Consider the following 18,287-nt stretch of genomic DNA (forward strand, 5'->3'; position numbering starts at 1 on the left):
TGACGGGCATCCATGCCCGTCACCTCCCTCCGCAGTCCCTTCGCTCGGCCTCCTGAAGTCGCAATCTGCGGCGCCTGAACTATCGCGCGCTTAGAAGCAAAAGCCGAAGCAAGAGCAAAGCGATTCGCTGTGCTCAGCGCGGTTTCAAGTCCATCCGGCGCAGATGGCAGGTCACTTCCTCACGGTCGTGGTACAGCTGCTTGCAGGCAATCGACACCTTGATCTTGCGCGCCTTGAACGTCGCCTCCATGCGGTCGAGCAGCCGGCGTACTTCGGCGTAGCGCTGCTTCATCGGCAGCTTCAGGTTGACCACCGCCTCACGGCACAGCCCCTCACCCAGCCAGGTCTCGATCAGCGAAGTGGTACGCGCCGGCTTCTCGACGATGTCGCACACCATCCAGTCCACCGGCTGCTTCGGTTGCCAGGTGAAACCATCGGCCATCAGGTGCTGGACCAGCCCTGTGTCCATCAGGCTTTCGGCCATCGGCCCATTGTCGATGGCAGTCACCAGCATGCCCCGGCGCACCAGTTGGTAGGTCCAGCCACCCGGCGAAGCCCCCAGGTCGACACCGGTCATGTCATCGCCCAGGCGCTGTTCCCACTGCTCGCGCGGAATGAACTGGTGCCAGGCTTCTTCCAGCTTGAGGGTCGAGCGGCTGGGTGCCTCGCGGGGGAATTTCAAACGCGGGATGCCCATGGGCCACAGCGCGCTGTTGGTAGCAGGGGCAACGCCAGCGAACACCCGGCGGCCGCTGATGAAGGTGAGCAGCAGGCGTGGGCGGCTGGCATCGTCGACCAGGCGGCCGGCCTTTTCCAGGGCCTTGCGCAGCGGCACCTCGAACTTGCGGCAGAAGGTAGACAGTTCCTTGCCTTCGTTGCTGTCCAGCACCTCCAGCCACAGGCTGCCGAACACCGGAAAGTCGGCCAGGTGCGCCAGCAACACACTGATACGGTCGCTTTCCGGCAGTTCGACATAACCGCCACGGGCCCACTGCCGCGGGAAAATCAGCTGGTTGAAGCGCAGTTCCCCCATCAAGCGCTCGGCACCGCCCTCCTCGCTACAGACAAACTCGGCACTGGCACTTTGCGGCTTGCCTTTGGCATAGCCGGCAACGCCCAGGCGGGCGGCATGTTCGCTGATTTCGGCGCACACCTCACCCTCGAAACCGGGCCGGCAATGCATGAACAGGGTATTCATCTCTCACTCCACTACGGCTGGCGCACCACAGGCGCTGGCAGGGCGGCGATGATAAAGGAAGATCGGAACCTGCGACACGCCCCGCCGGTCCAGAAAAGGGTCAGGTGACGCAAAGCGGTCTAACCTGACCTTTCAGCCAGGTCCGTGCCGTGCGGATCGACACAGAGCGGTGCCACCGGCAGATCTTGCCAGGCACCGGCGCAGAAGGAGTTGGCAATGCCCTCGCTCGATAGCCTGAATACCCTCAAATCCCTCAAGGTCGGCGACCAGACCTACCATTACTTCAGCCTCACCGAGGCCGCCCGCCAGCTGGGCGACCTGCAGCGTCTGCCCATGTCGCTGAAGGTGCTGCTGGAAAACCTGCTGCGCTGGGAGGACGGCAAGACCGTCACCGGCGACGACCTGCGCGCCCTCGCCCAATGGCTGGGCGAGCGGCGCTCCGACCGCGAGATCCAGTACCGCCCCGCGCGGGTACTTATGCAGGACTTCACCGGTGTGCCGGCCGTGGTCGACCTGGCCGCCATGCGCGCAGCCATGGCCAAGGCCGGTGGTGACCCGCAGCGAATCAACCCGCTGTCACCGGTGGACCTGGTAATCGACCATTCGGTGATGGTCGACCACTACGGCACGCCGCAGGCCTTCAGCGAGAACGTCGATATCGAAATGCAGCGCAACGGCGAGCGCTACGCCTTCCTGCGCTGGGGGCAGAGCGCCTTCACCAACTTCCGCGTGGTACCGCCGGGCACCGGTATCTGCCACCAGGTCAACCTGGAATACCTGGGCCGCACCGTCTGGACCCGTGAAGCCGATGGTCGCACCTACGCCTTCCCCGACACCCTGGTCGGCACCGATTCGCACACCACCATGATCAACGGCCTGGGTGTGCTCGGCTGGGGCGTGGGCGGCATCGAAGCGGAGGCGGCCATGCTCGGCCAGCCAGTGTCGATGCTGATCCCCGAAGTGATCGGCTTCAAGCTGACCGGCAAGCTGCGTGAAGGCATCACCGCCACCGACCTGGTGCTGACGGTGACGCAGATGCTGCGCAAGAAGGGCGTGGTGGGCAAGTTCGTCGAATTCTATGGTGATGGCCTGGCCGAGCTGCCCTTGGCCGACCGTGCGACCATCGCCAACATGGCCCCGGAATACGGCGCCACCTGCGGCTTCTTCCCGGTCGACCAGGTGACCCTGGACTACCTGCGCCTGTCAGGGCGCCCCGAGGCGACCGTGCAACTGGTCGAGCAGTACTGCAAAGCCCAGGGCCTGTGGCGGCTGCCGGGCCAGGAGCCACTGTTCAGCGACAGCCTGGCGCTGGACATGCAAGAGGTCGAGGCCAGCCTGGCCGGGCCCAAGCGACCGCAGGACCGGGTGGCCCTTGGCCAGGTCAGCCAGGCCTTCGACCACTTCATCGAACTGCAACCCAAACCGCTGGCCAAAGAGGTCAGCCGCCTGGAAAGCGAAGGTGGCGGCGGCGTGGCGGTAGGCAACGCCGACCAGGCCGGGGAAATCGAATACAGCCATCAGGGCCAGACCCAGATCCTGCGCGATGGCGCCGTGGTGATCGCCGCGATCACCTCGTGCACCAACACCTCCAACCCCAGCGTGATGATGGCCGCCGGGCTGGTGGCGAAAAAGGCCCTGGAAAAAGGCCTGAAGCGCAAACCCTGGGTCAAGAGCTCGCTGGCGCCAGGCTCCAAGGTGGTGACCGACTACTTCAAGGCCGCCGGGCTCAGCCCTTACCTCGACCAACTGGGGTTCGACCTGGTCGGCTATGGCTGCACCACCTGCATCGGCAACTCCGGCCCGCTGGATGACGCGATCGAAAAAGCCATTGGCAGCGCCGACCTCACCGTGGCCTCGGTGTTGTCGGGCAACCGCAACTTCGAAGGCCGCGTGCACCCGCTGGTCAAGACCAACTGGCTGGCCTCGCCGCCGCTGGTGGTGGCCTATGCCCTGGCCGGCAGCGTGCGCCTGGACCTGACCCGCGATCCGCTGGGCACCGGCAAGGACGGCCAGCCGGTGTACCTGCGCGACATCTGGCCCAGCCAGCAGGAAATCGCCGCCGCCGTAGCCAAGGTCGACACGGAAATGTTCCACAGGGAATACGCCGAAGTGTTCGCCGGCGATGCACAGTGGCAGGCCATCCAGGTACCGCAGGCGGCCACCTACGTATGGCAAGCCGACTCCACTTATATCCAGCACCCACCATTCTTCGACGACATCGGCGGGCCACCCCCGCAGATCACCGACATCCAGGGTGCGCGGATCCTGGCGCTGCTGGGTGACTCGGTGACCACCGACCACATTTCCCCGGCCGGCAACATCAAGGCCGACAGCCCGGCCGGGCGCTACCTGCGTGAGCAGGGCGTGGAGCCACGCGACTTCAACTCCTACGGCTCGCGGCGTGGCAACCATGAAGTGATGATGCGCGGCACCTTCGCCAACATCCGCATCCGCAACGAAATGCTGGCGGGCGAAGAAGGCGGCAATACCCTGCACGTGCCCAGTGGCGAGAAGCTGTCGATCTACGACGCGGCCATGCGCTATCAGCAGGAAGGCACCCCGCTGGTGGTGATCGCCGGCCAGGAATACGGCACCGGTTCGAGCCGCGACTGGGCGGCCAAGGGCACCAACCTGCTGGGGGTCAAGGCGGTGCTGGCGGAAAGCTTCGAGCGCATTCACCGATCCAACCTGGTTGGCATGGGTGTGCTGCCACTGCAGTTCAAGGCCGGGCACAACCGCAAGCAACTGGGGCTGACCGGCAAGGAGCGGATCGATGTGCTGGGCTTGCACGGCGCGCAGATCCGCCCGGGCATGAGCCTGCCCTTGCGTATCACCCGCGCAGATGGGCAGCAGGAACAGATCGAGGTGCTGTGCCGGATCGATACCGTGAACGAGGTGGAGTACTTCAAGGCGGGGGGTATATTGCATTATGTGTTGCGACAGCTGATTGCGAGCTGAGGCGGGTATGCTTGGGTCCGCTGCCGGCGATGGACCGCGCAGCGGACCCAACATTGTTCAATCAGAAGGACCACTTGTGCCTCGCTTCCACCTGATCGCACTTTTACTCCTGGCGCTCGGCTACACCCTCGCCCTGAGGCACGGCAACCTCGGTATCGCCACCCTGCCCACCTTTCTCGCCCTGCTCGCCAGCGCTCTGCTCGCTCGCCGTCCCCAGCGCTGGCAACAAGCCCTGGGCCACACCTTGTTCATCCTGCTGGCCATCGCCCTGGCCCTGCACTGGCTGCCCGGTTTCAACGCGGCCAAGGTCATCGACGGCGTCATCTTCAGCCCCGGCGCCCTACCCTTCACGATGTACCTGAACCTGGACAAACCGCTGATCGGCGCGTGGCTGCTGCTGGCCTGCCCTTGGCTGATCCTGTGGCGCAGCCAGGGCCTGGTGACCAGTCTGCTGTACGTCCTGCCCCTGACCCTGCTTGCCTGCCTGGGTGGTGCCTGGGCACTTGGCATGCTGGCCTGGGCCCCGAAATGGCCCGACCAGGCCTGGCTCTGGCTGCTGAACAACCTGCTGCTGGTAAGCCTGACCGAAGAACTGCTGTTCCGCGGTTACATCCAGGCCGGCCTGCAACGGTTGTTGCGCCACCAAGGGCTGGCATTGTTCGCCGCCGCCTTGCTGTTCGGCCTGGCCCACCTGGGGGCCGGCTGGCAATGGGTGTACCTGGCCACCCTTGCCGGTATCGGCTACGGCCTGGCGTACCGCTGGGGCGGTTTGGCCGCCGCGGTGCTCTGCCATTTCGGCCTGAACCTGGTGCACTTCACCCTCTTCAGTTATCCGATGCTAGCTCTTGGCTAGCCAATCGGTCACCATTCGACTTATCCGTCATTAAACAGCAGTAAAAACGCAATAATGACGCTAACTTGCTTGAACGTGCTCGCGGAATAACCCATAGCAACTGATGGCTTATTGCCGCGGATCAAGCACATTAAATATTCATTCAATAAAACCAGCGGCTTGCCGATACCTGTCGAAAGCCCTGCGGACTATCAACCCATGCGTAACAACCAGCCGATTACCCAGAGAGAACGGACTTTCCCTGCCCAGCAGCGGTTGATCTCCACCACCAATGCCAAAGGTGTGATCACTTACTGCAACGATGCCTTCATCGAGATCAGTGGTTTCACCCGCGAGGAGCTGACCGGTGCGCCGCACAACCTGGTACGCCACCCCGACGTGCCGTCTGCCGTGTTCGCCCACATGTGGCAAACCCTCAAGCAAGGGCAGCCGTGGATGGGCATCGTCAAGAACCGCTGCAAGTCCGGCGACCACTACTGGGTCAACGCCTATGTCACGCCGATCTTCGACAACAATCAGGTCGTCGGCTTCGAGTCGGTGCGGGTCAAGCCCACCGCCGAACAGATCCGCCGTGCCGAGGCGCTGTACCAGCGCATCAACCAGGGCAAGCCGCCGGTACCGCGCCGGGACAAATGGCTGCCGATACTGCAGGACTGGCTGCCGTTCATCCTGATCAGCCAGGTGGGCTTCCTGATCGGCAACTGGCTGGGCCATTCCTGGGGCTTCGCCCTGGCCGCCGGGCTTTCCGTACCGCTGGGCCTGCTGGGCCTGGGCTGGCAGCAGCGCGGCCTCAAGCGCCTGCTGCGCCTGGCCGAACAGACCACCTCCGACCCGCTGATCGCGCAGATGTACACCGACAGCCGTGGCGTGCAAGCGCGCCTGGAAATGGCCATGCTCAGCCAGGACGCGCGCATGAAAACCTGCCTGACCCGCCTGCAGGACAGCGCCGAACACCTCAGCGAACAGGCGCGCCAGTCCGATGTCCTGGCACACAAGAGCTCTTCGGGCCTGGAACGCCAGCGGGTGGAGACCGAGCAGGTCGCCGCTGCGGTCAACCAGATGGCCGCCACCACCCAGGAAGTGGCCAACCACGTGCAGCGCACTGCCGATGCCACCCAGGAAGCCAACCGCCTGACCAGCCAGGGCCGGCAGATTGCCGGTGAAACCCGCGAGGCCATCGAACGCCTGTCGGCAGCCGTAGGCGAGACCGGGCAGACAGTGACGCAACTGGCCAAGGACAGCGACGAGATTGGTGGCGTGGTCGATGTGATCAAGGGCATCGCCGACCAGACCAACCTGCTGGCGCTGAACGCAGCCATCGAAGCGGCACGAGCCGGTGAAATGGGCCGTGGCTTTGCCGTGGTGGCTGACGAAGTACGCCAGCTGGCCCAGCGCACCGCCGAGTCCACCGGGCAGATCCACGGCCTGATCGCCAAGCTGCAAAAAACCGCCAGCAATGCCGTGCTGACCATGGAAACCGGCCATCGCCAGGCGCAGGAAGGCGTTGACCGTGTGATGCAGGCCGACGAGGCCCTGGTTGGCATCAGCGAAGCGGTGGCCAACATCACCGACATGGCCACACAGATTGCCGCCGCAACCGAGGAGCAGACTGCAGTGGCTGACGAGATCAGCCGCAACATCAGCACCATTGCCGAACTGGCCGACCAGACCGCCGAACAGGCGCAGCACTCGGCACTGCTCAGCGAAGAGCTGACCAGCACGGCGGGTACCCAGTACTCGCTGGTGGAGCGGTTCAACCGCTAGGGCAGCTTCCAAGGGTACGGCATGCACTTTTTACGTGCGCCGTACTTGTGGGAGTAAATGTCTTGCTCAAGATCTAAAAGATTGCGTGGTCACTGTGGGAGCGGGTTCACCCGCGAACACCGGCGAAGCCGGTGCCATCTACCGCGCAGGCTTCTTCGCGGGTGAACCCGCTCCCACAGGGGACCGCGCAAGCTTTCAGAGTGCATTTACAGCAGTTGTTCCTGCGATGAGCGCGTGAGCATTACCAGTCCAGCTGCAAGCGGCTCTCGAAGTAGCGCTCTTCCCCACTCAGCGGGTCTGCAAAACGCAGGCTCTGCGCCAGCAGTTTCAGCGGCCGCTGGTAGTCGTCCTCGTCGTTGAGCAGTTGCGGATAGAACGGGTCATTGCTGATCCCCGCCCCCAATGCCGCCATGTGCACGCGCAACTGATGGGTCTTGCCGGTCACCGGCGACAGCCCGTAACGCCACAGCTCGCCATTCTTCTCCAGCACTTCGGCCAGGGTTTCGCTGTTGGCCTCCCCCTCTACCTCATGCATGCGGAAAAACGGCTCGCCATGCACCAGACGGCTTTTGTGCACCAGCGGAAATGCATGCTGCGGCATGGCCGCGGCAATGGCCTGGTAGCGCTTGTCGATGCGTCGTTCGGGGAACAGCCGCTGGTAGGCACTGCGGCTCTGCGGGTTGGCGGAAAACAGCACAAGCCCGGCGGTATGCCGGTCGATACGGTGCAACGGCACCAGGTGCGGGTTGCCCAGCCGGCGGATCAGGCGGCGCAGCAAGGTCTGCTCGACGTATTCACCGGTCGGCGTCACTGGCAGGAAATGCGGTTTGTCGGCCACCACCAGGTGCTCATCCACATGCAGCACCACCTCCTGCACCGGGATCGGCCGCTCGTTCGGCACTTCGCGGAAATAGTGCAGACGCATGCCGCGCTTGTACGGCAGCCCGGCCGACACCGCCCGCCCCTCGGCATCCAGCACCCGACCACGGGCAAAGCGGTCGAGCCATTGGGCCCGATCAATGGCCTTGAAATGGTCACACAGGCAGTCGAGCACGGTCGCCCAGTTACCGGGTGGCAGGCACACCGTGCTGGCTTGCTGGCGGGCGGGGTCGAAAGGCGTGGTCATGGCAGGGCTCGAAACGTTCACGGCCGCGCATTATCCCCCAAGCCCACGCCCTCAACCAGCCTGGACCATCGCCTCGCTGCGCTCCTTGAGCCAGCGCAGCACCTGCACGGGCTCCCAGCGGCCCGGGTCGTAGAGGGCATACAGCAACCCCTGGTAACCCACCACATCCAGCCCGCGGTGGTAGCCGGCACGCTGGAACAAGGCCTCGATCTCGGCGAAACAGGTATTGAAGTGGACCTTGCCAAACGGCGTGCGGTCGTCGGTCACCAGGCCTTCGAGACGCAGTTCCAGAACGGCGTCGGCCACCCGCTCGACGGGCATGCGGTTGACGCTGTACTTGAGTTGCTCGACATTGAGCATGGTTTCACCCTGATACTGTACTTATATACAGCATACGAACATCCCCTTGCTGGCGTCAATGCGCTTCATCGCAGCCCCGGCAGGTAGCCGCTACCTTTGCGAATGGTCAGCACCTGCCGCCGCGGCGTGTCGCGCGTTACCGACAGGTGCACCCACCTGTCGAATTCCAGGATGAGTTGATCGAAGGGCACGGCACTTTCGCTGATCCGCCGCACGGTTTCCCGCGGGCTGAGTTTTATCACCGTGAAGTCTGCTGCCAACCCCTGGATATGCTGGCTATTCGCGGCACCGCCAATCGCCCGGTTTAGCTGCTCACTGCGGTAACCGCTGCTGACGATGACTGGGGCATTGAACAGTGCGCGCACCTGTTCCAGCGCACAGCACAGCAGTTGCAGGTTGGCCCTGGCTTCAGGAGGTGGTGAGTTGTCGAATCCGTCCCTGGCAGCGAGTTGAGAAACGATCATTTCATCAAGCGTGAAATGCGGGGTGATCAACATGGCGAGGCTCCCGATGACTGAATGTGGCACCGGATCATCAGCTCACATTCATCACCTTGGAGCAGGGTTGCAGCTCCTCTGGAGCCATTACTGCGCGAGAAACGCCACCACCTGTTCGGCATCGAACGGCCAGTGCAGTTCGCCGCCGTTGTCACAGCGGCGCAGCACGGGAATGATCAGGCCATAGCGCTCGAACAGGGCTTCGTTCTCGGCAATGTCGACCAGCTCCACCAGCAGGCCATGATCGACGAAGGGCATCAGCACCGCCTCGGCCACTTCACACAGGTGGCAGCCGAGGGTACCGAACAGTTGGCATTCAGGCAGCATGGGGCAAGTCCGGTTTGGCAGGTAGAAAGCCTATTCTAGGTCTGTCCTGCCCACCGTGCACCTGACCTGGCTCAATCCTGGCTGGTCGCGCCGATCCGGTGTAGCGACAGGTCTGCGCCCTGGAACTCCTGCTCATGGCTCAAGCGCAGGCCATGCAGCGCGCGGATCGTACCGTAGACGGCGAAACCACCGGCCAATGCCACCAGCACGCCCATCAGGCTGCCCAGCAACTGGCTGACCAGACTGACGCCGCCCATGCCGCCCAGGGCCTCCTGGCCGAACACGCCGCAGGCAATGCCCCCCCATACGCCGCACAGGCCATGCAACGGCCACACGCCCAGCACATCGTCGATCTTCCAGCGGTTCTGTGCCGCAGTGAAGGTCCAGACAAACAGCGCGCCCGCCACCAGACCGGTAGCCAGCGCACCGATCGGGTGCATCAGGTCGGAGCCGGCACACACTGCCACCAGCCCGGCCAGCGGCCCGTTATGCAGGAAGCCTGGGTCGTTACGCCCGGCCAGCAAGGCCGACAGGGTGCCACCGACCATGGCCATCAGCGAGTTGATCGCCACCAGGCCGCTGACGCCCTGCAGGGTCTGGGCACTCATGACGTTGAAGCCAAACCAGCCGATGATCAGGATCCACGACCCCAATGCCAGGAAGGGAATGCTCGACGGCGCAAACGCCACCAGCCGACCATCACGGTAGCGCCCACGGCGAGCGCCCAGCAGCAGCACCGCCGCCAGCGCCAGCCAGCCGCCCATGGCATGCACCACCACCGAACCGGCAAAGTCATGGAACGGCGCGCCGAAGCGTGCCTGCAACCAGGCCTGTACGCCCAGGTTGCCGTTCCACACCACACCCTCGAAGAACGGGTAAATGAACGCCACGATCAACGCCGTGGCACACAGTTGCGGCACAAAGCGCGCCCGCTCGGCGATGCCCCCGGAGATGATTGCCGGAATCGCCGCGGCGAAGGTCAGCAGGAAGAAGCACTTGACCAGCGCATAGCCATGGTCGGCCGCCAGCGCTGCCGCTGGCTGGAAGAAGTTGACCCCGTAGGCGATCCAGTAGCCGATGAGGAAGTACACCAACGCCGAGATGGCGAAGTCGCTGAGGATCTTCGACAAGGCGTTGACCTGGTTCTTGTAGCGTACCGTGCCCACTTCGAGAAACGCGAAGCCGGCATGCATGGCCAGCACCAGAATGGCCCCCATGAGAATGAACAGGGTGTTGGAACCGTGGACCAGGGAGTCCATCGCGCTGTGCATGTTTTCCATGAAATAGGCAGACCTGCTGAAAAAGGCACCAGGACAGTTCAAGAACCTGCATCCCTGCACCGAATCGGTGCCAGCCCCCTGCCCTGTTTCGGTGAGCCGGGCGGAGCCTGCGTGGTTTTTTCTTGGGTTTGTCGTGGATTGGGTTAAGGTTTATCGGTATCCGCTGCGCTGGCGCCCTTAATCGGCGCAATACCCGACCGGGGCGCCCCGCAACGTGGCAAAGCACTTAGCAAGGCCCATACCAGCGCCGGCACTTGAACCTTCGGCGCATGCTATTACTCGAACTACCAACACTCATCGACAGGGAGACACCCATGGCCAGCAAATCGGCAAAGACTGCACAAGAGATATTGATGGCTGACTTCCAGGCACTGGTCCGCGACACCGAGAAACTGCTGGCCGACACCGCCAACCTGGCCGGCGACCAGGCAGACGAGTTGCGTGAACAGATCCACGACCGCCTGGCCCAGGCCCGCGAAACCCTGCAACTGACCCAGGACTCGGTGCGGGAGCGCGGCCAGGCAGCGTTGGGCAGCGCCGAGCAGTACGTACAGGAAAAACCGTGGCAGGCGATCGGCATTGCCGCTGGCGTCGGCCTGTTGATCGGCCTGCTGGCCAACCGGCGCTAAGGGGTCCCCATGGAGAATGACGCCAACGGCGCCAGCGCCTCGGGCAAGCGCCTGGGCGCGGCTGCGCTGGGGCTGTTGCACAGCCATATCGAACTGTTCGGCATCGAGTTGCAGGAGCAGAAGGGGCGCACCTTGAGCCTGCTGCTGTTCGCCGGCCTGGCCCTGGTTTTTGCCCTGCTGCTGCTGACGGCGCTGTCCGGGCTGTTGCTGGTGCTGCTGTGGGACAGCTATCGCCTGGCCGGCATCATCGGCTTGTGCGTGTTCTACGGCATCGCCGCGCTGTACTGCGGGTTGCGCCTGAAGGCAGCAGTGTTCGACGAGTCGTCGCCCTTTGGCGCCACCCTCGAGGAACTCGCCAAGGACCGGGAGCGCCTGTTGCCATGAGCCTGCCAGAACTGCCAAACACCCGTAACCCGCGCGAACTGCGCAAGGCGCTGTTGCGCCTGCGCATGGAAATGCACCGCCAGGAAATCCGCCACGAATCCGCGCAACTGCTGGAGCCACTGCGCCGCGTGCGCGGCATGGGCAGCTCGCTGCACGACGGGCTGGGCATCAAGCATGCACCGCTGTGGGGGATTGGCGCCGTGGTGGCGCTGGGCTTCCTCACCGGCAAGGGCGTGCGCAGCGGCAACCTGACGCGGCTGGTGCGCCTGGGCTCCAGCCTGCTGCCACTGCTGCGCCTGTACCTGCAAGGCAGCCGCCGCCCCTGAGCGTTTTCCGTCGACTGCACCGGCCCTATCGCCGGCAAGCCGGCGCCCACCTCGACCGCATGGGCCTCAAGCCATGCGCAATCCGTGTGGGCGCTGGCTTGCCGGCGATAGGGCCATTGCAGGCTTACCCCTTGCGCTGCCCTTCCGGACACCGGAAGCTATACCCCTCGATCCACAGGAGACCGCGCCTTGGACTGGCACACCCTGCTCACCCGCGAACGCCTGGGCAAAGCCCTGTACAGCGCCGATGAACTCGGGCGCAGCCCCTTCCACAAAGACCACGACCGCATCATCTTCTCCGGTGCCTTCCGCCGCCTAGGGCGCAAGACCCAGGTGCACCCGGTTTCCAGCAACGACCATATCCACACCCGCCTGACCCACTCGCTGGAAGTCAGCTGCGTCGGCCGCTCACTGGGCATGCGCGTCGGCGAAACCCTGCGCGACAGCCTGCCGGACTGGTGCGCCCCCAGCGACCTGGGGATGATCGTACAGTCGGCCTGCCTGGCCCATGACATCGGCAACCCGCCGTTCGGCCACTCTGGCGAAGACGCCATCCGCCACTGGTTTCAGCAGGCCGCCGGGCGCGGCTGGCTGGACGACATGAGCGACGACGAGCGCGCCGACTTCCTCAACTTCGAAGGCAACGCCCAGGGCTTTCGCGTACTCACCCAGCTGGAGTACCACCAGTTCGACGGCGGTACCCGGCTGACCTATGCCACCCTCGGCACCTACCTGAAGTACCCGTGGAGCGCGCGCCACGCCGACGCCCTGGGCTACAAGAAGCACAAGTTCGGCAGTTACCAGAGCGAACTGCCACTGCTCGAGCAGATCGCCCGCAAGCTCGGCCTGCCGCAACTGGAACACCAGCGCTGGGCGCGCCACCCGCTGGTCTATCTGATGGAAGCCGCAGATGACATCTGCTACGCGCTGATCGACCTGGAAGACGGCCTGGAAATGGAGCTGCTGCAATATGCCGAAGTCGAAGCGCTGCTGCTCGACCTGGTCGGTGATGACCTGCCGGAAACCTACCGCCAGCTTGGCCCTGGCGACTCACGGCGACGCAAGCTGGCAATCCTGCGTGGCAAGGCCATCGAGCACCTGACCAACGCTGCCGCCCATGCCTTCGTCGAGCAGCAGCAGGCCTTGCTGGCCGGGCAACTGGCGGGCGACCTGGTCGAACACATGCACGGCCCGGCCAAGCGCTGCGTGCTGCAAGCCAAGGACATGGCACGCAACAAGATCTTCCAGGACAAGCGCAAGACCCTGCACGAGATCGGCGCCTACACCACCCTGGAGATTCTGCTCAACACCTTCTGTGGTGCCGCCCTCGAACAGCACGGTGGACGCACGCCCTCGTTCAAGAGCCGCCGCGTACTGGACCTGATCGGCAACAATGCCCCCGACCCGCACGGTTCGCTGCACAGTGCCTTCCTGCGCATGATCGACTTCATCGCCGGAATGACCGACAGCTATGCCAGCGAAATGGCCCGGGAAATGACCGGGCGCTCCAGCCCGACCTGAGCCTGCCGGTGCCGCCCCGGGCATCGCTCGGAGCTGCACCGTGTAGTGTGGGAAACTTCCTACATATACTGGCGGCAAGTTAAACAGCACGAATATAAATCAATGAAAAGTTACCAATCACGCTTTGACATCGAGTTAAACGCGCCTGTTTCGTAGCCCGTTTTGTTTTATCTTGTAAGCCATTTCCCATATAGAGCTAATAGCCCTTCCTCGCATGCCCGATGACTTCCAACTGCGATAAGGTTCCGCCTGTCACCCTCAGTCGCCCGTAGGGAAGTTGAACATGCATTCCATATTTATTGTCGACGACCATCCCGTCATTCGCCTGGCCGTCCGTATGTTGCTGGAAAACCAGAATTACAAGGTTGTCGGCGAGTCGGACAACGGCGTGGACGCCATGCAGATGATTCGCGAAACCGCTCCTGACCTGGTCATCCTCGACATCAGCATCCCCAAGCTAGACGGGCTGGAGGTGCTTGCCCGCTTCCAGGCCATGGCCCTGCCCCTGAAGGTGCTGGTACTGACTGCGCAGTCTCCCGCATTGTTTGCCGTGCGCTGCATGCACTCGGGTGCTGCGGGCTACGTGTGCAAGCAGGAAGACCTGAGCGAGCTGCTCAGTGCAATCAAGGCCGTGCTGGCCGGTTACAACTACTTCCCCAGCCAGGCAATAAAGCATAACCAGGCGGTAGATGCCGACCTGCAACTTTTCCGTCAGGTGAATGACCGCGAACTGATGGTGCTGCAACTCTTCGCCCAAGGCCGCAGCAACAAGGAAATTGCCAAGGGCATGTTCCTCAGCAGCAAGACCGTCAGTACCTACAAGAAGCGTCTGATGCACAAACTTAAGGTCAATACACTGGTCGACCTGATCGAAATGGCCAAACGCAACGCGCTGGTCTGAGGGTCGTCATGGCGCGCCTTATCGTTCGCCTGCTGCTCACCCTGCTCCTGTTCAGCGGCATGGCGCAGGCTACCCATCACGAGGCCTCGTCCTATGCCCTGCTGGCACGGTCATCGGCCAGGCCGGCACCGCCTGCGCTCACGGACGAACAACGACAATGGCTCGAAAGCCGTCAGGAACTGGTGCTGGGTACCTCGGCACCGGACTACCCGCCGTTCGACATCACCAGTGGCGGCCGCGACTACCAGGGCCTTACCGCCGAGTACGCGAGCCTGATCGGCAAGGCCCTGCAGTTGCCCGTGCGGGTGCTGCGCTTTTCCAGCCGGCAGGCAGCGGTGGAGGCGCTGCGGCACGGTGATATCGACCTGCTTGGCAGCGCCAACGGCTACGAAGCGGCCAGCGATGGCCTGGCGCTGTCGCACCCCTATGCCATCGACCAACCGGTACTGGTAACGCGGGAGGACGAAAGCCGGGCACTGGACATGGGCCTGGACGGCATGCGCCTGGGCATGCTCTACCATTACCTGCCCCGGCAGGAGGTGAAAAGCGCCTACCCCAAGGCCGAGCTGCTGGCCTTCGGCTCGTCCAGCCAGGCCCTGAATGCCGTGGCGTTCGGCCAGGCCGACGTGTTCATCGGCGATACCATTTCCACCCACTACCAGCTCAATCGCAGCCACCTGCCGCGCCTGCGCATGGCCAGTTTCGGCAAGCACGAAGCCATCGGCTTCGGGTTTGCCCTGCGCCAGCAGGACAGGCTGCTGATGGAATTGGTGAACGCGACCCTGGAAAGCCAGACCCCAGCCATACGCGCCAGTATATTCAAGCGCTGGAGCGCCGGTAGCGACCTGCTGCTGACCGACCGCAGGCTGCAACTGACCGACGCAGAAGAACAATGGCTGCAGGACCACCCGGTGATGCGCGTGGCGATCGACGACACCGCTGCACCGGTCTCCTATTTCGATGGCTCGGGGCATTTTCGCGGTATCACCGCCGACCTGCTCGAACTCATTCGCCTGCGCACCGGCTTGCGTTTCGAAGTGCAGCGCGCCAGCGGCCTCGCCGACATGATTGCCCGCCTAAAGGATGGCCGCGCCGATGTGATCGCTGCATTGGCCAACGGCGGGGTAAGCGAAGACGACCTGCAAATCAGCCGGCCCTACCTGGAAAGCGCCTATGTACTGGTCAGCCGCAAGGACAAAAAGCCCTTCACCTCGCTCGAGCAACTGCAGGGGCATCGCATCGCCATTACCCGCTACAGTGCCATGGACGCCATGCTGTCGCGGCACTATCCACAAATCGGCTGGGTCGAGACCGAAAGCGCGTTCTATTCCATGGCGTTGCTCAACAGCGGTGCCGTCGATGCGGTGATCACCACCTTGATCGACGCCAACCACGCCCTGGCCGGCAACCCCGAACTGGTCATCCGGGCCACCGTCGGCAGCGAACCTGCCAACTTCGCCATGGCCACCAGTGCCTCGTCCCGGGCGCTGGTGTCGATCCTCGACAAGGCGCTGCTGAGCATCTCGCCGGAAGAACTGGGGGTAATCAACAACCGCTGGCGCGGCTTCAGCCTGCACGAGGATGGCAACGACCAGGGTTATCGCCGGCTGGCGATACAGGTGGTACTGGGCACCGCCGTGCTGTTGCTGCTGGCCTTGCTGTGGAACGCTCGCCTGCGCCTGCAGATTCGCCAGCGGCAACGCGCCGAGCGGGCGCTGAACGACCAGTTGGCGTTCATGCGCGCCCTGCTCAACGGCACGCCCCACCCCATGTACGTGCGTGACCGCGAGGGCTGCCTGCAAAGCTGCAACTACAGCTACCTGGAAGCCGTGCAGGCCCGCTCCGACGAGGTCATCGGCAAACAACTGGAGGGCAGCCTGTTCGCCGATTGCGAGCAGACCCGGCAGATCCACGCCGATTACCTGAAGGTGATGGCCGAAGGCTCGCCACTGATCATGGACCGGCCGCTACGGATCAAGGGCCGCGAGATGACCATCTACCACTGGATTCTGCCGTATCGCGACTCACTGGGTGAGGTGCAGGGCATCATCGGTGGCTGGATCGACATAAGCGATCGCCGCCATCTGGTCATGGAGCTGCGCCGGGCCAAGCAGCAGGCCGACGATGCCAACCGCGCAAAAAGCACGTTCCTGGCTACCATCAGCCACGAAATCCGCACCCCGATGAATGCAGTCATCGGCATGCTCGAGCTGGCAGTCAAACGTGCCGACCAAGGTCGGGTAGACCGCGGCGCGCTGGAGCTGGCCTACCATTCGGCCAAGGACCTGCTGGGCCTGATCGGCGATATCCTCGACATCGTGCGCATCGAGTCCGGGCACTTGTCCCTCGCCCCGGAGGCCGTCGACCTGGCGGCCCTGGTCGAATCGGTAGGGCGCATTTTCGAGGGCCAGGCGCGGCAGAAAGGCCTGGCCCTGGAGGTGATGATCGCGCCGGCCGCACGCTGCCATGCGCTGCTCGACCCCCTGCGTTTCAAACAGGTACTGTGCAACCTGGTGAGCAACGCTATCAAGTTCACCGAGCACGGCCAGGTGCGCATCTGCGTCAACGTGGTGGAGGACGACACCAGTACCCCCGCAGTGCTGGAGCTGGAAGTGCGCGACAGTGGCATCGGCATCCACCCCGACGACCTGCAACGCCTGTTCAACCCGTTCATCCAGGCCAACCCGCATAGCCAAGGCGCCCGCGCGGGTACCGGCCTGGGCCTGGCCATCTGTCGCAACCTGTGCGAAATGATGGGAGGCAGCCTGACCATCAAGAGCCTGGAAGATGTCGGCACCCAGGTGCGCCTGAAGATGCCGCTGCAGCGGGTTGATGCCGCAGCGCAGCCGGCCCCGCTGATCGAGAACCTCGACGTGCCCGACCCACGGCTGAACGTGCTGGTGGTCGACGACCACCCGGCCAACCTGCAACTGATGGCACAGCAGCTTGGCTACCTGGGCCTGGAGCACACCAGCGCCCGCGACGGTCGCGAAGGCCTGGCTACCTGGCGGGCGGGCGATTTCGATGTGCTGGTGCTCGACTGCAACATGCCGCACATGAACGGCTATCAGCTGGCCACCGCCGTGCGCACCGAAGAACGCCATGGCAAGCGGCCGCGCTGCACCATTCTTGGCTACACCGCCAACGCGCAGCCGGAGGTACGCCGCAAGTGCCTGAGCGCCGGCATGGACGACTGCCTGCTCAAGCCTATCAGCTTGGCCACGCTCAGCCAGCGCCTGGCCGGCATCCACCCGCGCCGTCAGCAAAAACGGCGGCGCAAGCTGTACCAGCTGGACGGCCTTGCCGCAGTGGTCGGGCATGACCCGATCGACCGCCAGCGCTTCCTGCAGGCCTTGCAACAGAGCCTGCAGGCCGATCTGGCCACTTTGATGGCACTGCATCCGCAGCACGACAGCGCTGCCATTGCCGAACAGGCGCACAAGGTGCTCAGCGCCGCGCGGATGCTGGAAGCACCCGAGCTGATAACGGCCTGCGAAGCCCTGGAGGCCAGCGGCTTGCCCACCGCCCAGCTACGCCTTCGGCGCCAGGCACTGGCGCGGCATATGTGCCGGGTAGAACGCGCCCTGGCCAAGGAACTGGCCACAGGTACCTGCACACAGGCAGGCAGCCAGGCGTGTTAACTGGTAGACTGCGCGGCGTTATTACCTAAGAGGATTGTTTCATGGCCACAAACCGCTCCCGTCGCCTACGCAAGAAGCTGTGTGTCGACGAGTTTCAGGAATTGGGCTTCGAGCTGAACCTGGAGTTCAAGGAAGATCTGGACGACCAGGCAATCGATGCTTTCCTCGACGCGTTCCTGGCAGAAGCCATGGATGCCAATGGCCTGGACTATGTAGGCGGTGACGATTTCGGCCTGGTGTGCTCGGTCAAACGCGGCTCGGTCAGCGAAGAACAGCGTGCAGCCGTTGAAGCCTGGCTCAAAGGCCGCAGCGAACTGACCAAGATCGAAGTCAGCCCGCTGCTGGACGCCTGGTATCCGGAAAAGCCGATCAACAAGGCCGAGTAATTCCGGCCCGGCTCGATCGCTGAAAAGGCCACCCCTACGGGTGGCCTTTTTTATTGGCGTGCTTTTCCGTCGAACGTGGCGCATCGTCGCTGCGCTTGGGGCATAATGCGTATTCTTTCATCCTGGGGCCATCATC

16 protein-coding genes are annotated in these 18,287 nt (G+C 63.7%); 10 read left to right on the forward strand and 6 right to left on the reverse strand.

All coding sequences use genetic code 11. From position 1 onward, the window contains the following. Positions 1 to 133 precede the first annotated feature (133 nt). Positions 134 to 1,198 carry a 23S rRNA (cytidine(2498)-2'-O)-methyltransferase RlmM gene (rlmM, locus tag M2S36_RS19000; RefSeq protein ID WP_233687114.1) on the reverse strand — a complete coding sequence of 355 codons (1,065 nt, stop codon included), beginning with the start codon at positions 1,196 to 1,198 and terminating at the stop codon, positions 134 to 136. A 216-nt stretch (positions 1,199 to 1,414) separates the two neighbouring features. Between rlmM and acnA the strand changes: the two genes are divergently transcribed. The 3 genes from acnA (at position 1,415) to M2S36_RS19015 (ending at position 6,773) form a co-directional block, all read left to right on the forward strand. Next, on the forward strand, positions 1,415 to 4,156 hold the full coding sequence (gene acnA, locus M2S36_RS19005; protein ID WP_207831723.1) for an aconitate hydratase AcnA: 2,742 nt from the start codon (positions 1,415 to 1,417) through the stop codon (positions 4,154 to 4,156). 76 nt (positions 4,157 to 4,232) lie between these two features. After that, positions 4,233 to 5,009 carry a CPBP family intramembrane glutamic endopeptidase gene (locus M2S36_RS19010; protein ID WP_333957633.1) on the forward strand — a complete coding sequence of 259 codons (777 nt, stop codon included), beginning with the start codon at positions 4,233 to 4,235 and terminating at the stop codon, positions 5,007 to 5,009. Positions 5,010 to 5,207: 198 nt separating this feature from the next. After that, positions 5,208 to 6,773, forward strand: coding sequence for a methyl-accepting chemotaxis protein (locus M2S36_RS19015; protein ID WP_333957634.1), 1,566 nt, complete (start codon positions 5,208 to 5,210; stop codon positions 6,771 to 6,773). A gap of 241 nt (positions 6,774 to 7,014) precedes the next feature. Here the strand turns inward: M2S36_RS19015 and M2S36_RS19020 are convergent, their stop codons facing one another. The 5 genes from M2S36_RS19020 to M2S36_RS19040 all read right to left on the reverse strand — a co-directional run bounded on the left by M2S36_RS19020 (position 7,015) and on the right by M2S36_RS19040 (position 10,363). After that, positions 7,015 to 7,899 (reverse strand): pseudouridine synthase, encoded by an 885-nt coding sequence (locus M2S36_RS19020; RefSeq protein ID WP_207831729.1) that lies wholly within the window; start codon positions 7,897 to 7,899, stop codon positions 7,015 to 7,017. 51 nt (positions 7,900 to 7,950) lie between these two features. After that, on the reverse strand, positions 7,951 to 8,259 hold the full coding sequence (locus tag M2S36_RS19025; protein WP_207831731.1) for a transcriptional regulator: 309 nt from the start codon (positions 8,257 to 8,259) through the stop codon (positions 7,951 to 7,953). Positions 8,260 to 8,324: 65 nt separating this feature from the next. After that, the gene (locus M2S36_RS19030; RefSeq protein ID WP_207831733.1) at positions 8,325 to 8,756 is read right to left on the reverse strand and encodes a D-Ala-D-Ala carboxypeptidase family metallohydrolase; all 432 of its coding nucleotides are present in this window, start codon (positions 8,754 to 8,756) and stop codon (positions 8,325 to 8,327) included. 87 nt (positions 8,757 to 8,843) lie between these two features. Beyond that, positions 8,844 to 9,083, reverse strand: a complete 240-nt coding sequence (locus M2S36_RS19035; protein WP_019096182.1) for a glutaredoxin family protein — start codon at positions 9,081 to 9,083, stop codon at positions 8,844 to 8,846. A gap of 71 nt (positions 9,084 to 9,154) precedes the next feature. Then, positions 9,155 to 10,363 carry an ammonium transporter gene (locus tag M2S36_RS19040; protein WP_207831735.1) on the reverse strand — a complete coding sequence of 403 codons (1,209 nt, stop codon included), beginning with the start codon at positions 10,361 to 10,363 and terminating at the stop codon, positions 9,155 to 9,157. A 314-nt stretch (positions 10,364 to 10,677) separates the two neighbouring features. Between M2S36_RS19040 and M2S36_RS19045 the strand changes: the two genes are divergently transcribed. From M2S36_RS19045 to M2S36_RS19075, 7 genes are all read left to right on the forward strand, one after another. Continuing rightward, positions 10,678 to 10,992: a DUF883 family protein gene (locus M2S36_RS19045; RefSeq protein WP_063913869.1), complete on the forward strand. Its 315-nt coding sequence runs from the start codon at positions 10,678 to 10,680 to the stop codon at positions 10,990 to 10,992. Between the two features lie 9 nt (positions 10,993 to 11,001). Next, positions 11,002 to 11,376 carry a phage holin family protein gene (locus tag M2S36_RS19050; protein WP_013971683.1) on the forward strand — a complete coding sequence of 125 codons (375 nt, stop codon included), beginning with the start codon at positions 11,002 to 11,004 and terminating at the stop codon, positions 11,374 to 11,376. Then, positions 11,373 to 11,702 carry a hypothetical protein gene (locus tag M2S36_RS19055; protein WP_207831737.1) on the forward strand — a complete coding sequence of 110 codons (330 nt, stop codon included), beginning with the start codon at positions 11,373 to 11,375 and terminating at the stop codon, positions 11,700 to 11,702. The genes M2S36_RS19050 and M2S36_RS19055 overlap by 4 nt, the downstream gene beginning before the upstream one ends. Before the next feature lie 189 nt (positions 11,703 to 11,891). Further along, positions 11,892 to 13,223 (forward strand): deoxyguanosinetriphosphate triphosphohydrolase, encoded by a 1,332-nt coding sequence (locus M2S36_RS19060; protein ID WP_063913867.1) that lies wholly within the window; start codon positions 11,892 to 11,894, stop codon positions 13,221 to 13,223. 283 nt (positions 13,224 to 13,506) lie between these two features. Then, positions 13,507 to 14,124, forward strand: coding sequence for a response regulator transcription factor (locus M2S36_RS19065; RefSeq protein WP_207831741.1), 618 nt, complete (start codon positions 13,507 to 13,509; stop codon positions 14,122 to 14,124). Between the two features lie 8 nt (positions 14,125 to 14,132). Continuing rightward, positions 14,133 to 17,765 (forward strand): ATP-binding protein, encoded by a 3,633-nt coding sequence (locus M2S36_RS19070; RefSeq protein ID WP_333957636.1) that lies wholly within the window; start codon positions 14,133 to 14,135, stop codon positions 17,763 to 17,765. A gap of 41 nt (positions 17,766 to 17,806) precedes the next feature. After that, entirely contained in the window at positions 17,807 to 18,151 is a 345-nt protein-coding gene (locus M2S36_RS19075) for a YggL family protein (protein ID WP_004376110.1), read from the forward strand. Positions 18,152 to 18,287: the final 136 nt, after the last annotated feature.

The organism is Pseudomonas sp. SF2 (assembly GCF_036858055.1).
Lineage (GTDB): Bacteria > Pseudomonadota > Gammaproteobacteria > Pseudomonadales > Pseudomonadaceae > Aquipseudomonas.

Excerpts from the sequence above, each read along its gene's own strand:
- M2S36_RS19040 (WP_207831735.1), bottom strand. The coding sequence starts at position 10,363 with ATGGAAAACATGCACAGCGCGATGGACTCCCTGGTCCACGGTTCCAAC.
- acnA (WP_207831723.1), top strand. The coding sequence starts at position 1,415 with ATGCCCTCGCTCGATAGCCTGAATACCCTCAAATCCCTCAAGGTCGGC.
- M2S36_RS19030 (WP_207831733.1), bottom strand. The coding sequence starts at position 8,756 with ATGTTGATCACCCCGCATTTCACGCTTGATGAAATGATCGTTTCTCAA.
- M2S36_RS19065 (WP_207831741.1), top strand. The coding sequence starts at position 13,507 with ATGCATTCCATATTTATTGTCGACGACCATCCCGTCATTCGCCTGGCC.
- M2S36_RS19070 (WP_333957636.1), top strand. The coding sequence starts at position 14,133 with ATGGCGCGCCTTATCGTTCGCCTGCTGCTCACCCTGCTCCTGTTCAGC.
- M2S36_RS19075 (WP_004376110.1), top strand. The coding sequence starts at position 17,807 with ATGGCCACAAACCGCTCCCGTCGCCTACGCAAGAAGCTGTGTGTCGAC.
- M2S36_RS19015 (WP_333957634.1), top strand. The coding sequence starts at position 5,208 with ATGCGTAACAACCAGCCGATTACCCAGAGAGAACGGACTTTCCCTGCC.
- M2S36_RS19025 (WP_207831731.1), bottom strand. The coding sequence starts at position 8,259 with ATGCTCAATGTCGAGCAACTCAAGTACAGCGTCAACCGCATGCCCGTC.
- M2S36_RS19020 (WP_207831729.1), bottom strand. The coding sequence starts at position 7,899 with ATGACCACGCCTTTCGACCCCGCCCGCCAGCAAGCCAGCACGGTGTGC.
- M2S36_RS19050 (WP_013971683.1), top strand. The coding sequence starts at position 11,002 with ATGGAGAATGACGCCAACGGCGCCAGCGCCTCGGGCAAGCGCCTGGGC.
- rlmM (WP_233687114.1), bottom strand. The coding sequence starts at position 1,198 with ATGAATACCCTGTTCATGCATTGCCGGCCCGGTTTCGAGGGTGAGGTG.
- M2S36_RS19045 (WP_063913869.1), top strand. The coding sequence starts at position 10,678 with ATGGCCAGCAAATCGGCAAAGACTGCACAAGAGATATTGATGGCTGAC.
- M2S36_RS19055 (WP_207831737.1), top strand. The coding sequence starts at position 11,373 with ATGAGCCTGCCAGAACTGCCAAACACCCGTAACCCGCGCGAACTGCGC.
- M2S36_RS19035 (WP_019096182.1), bottom strand. The coding sequence starts at position 9,083 with ATGCTGCCTGAATGCCAACTGTTCGGTACCCTCGGCTGCCACCTGTGT.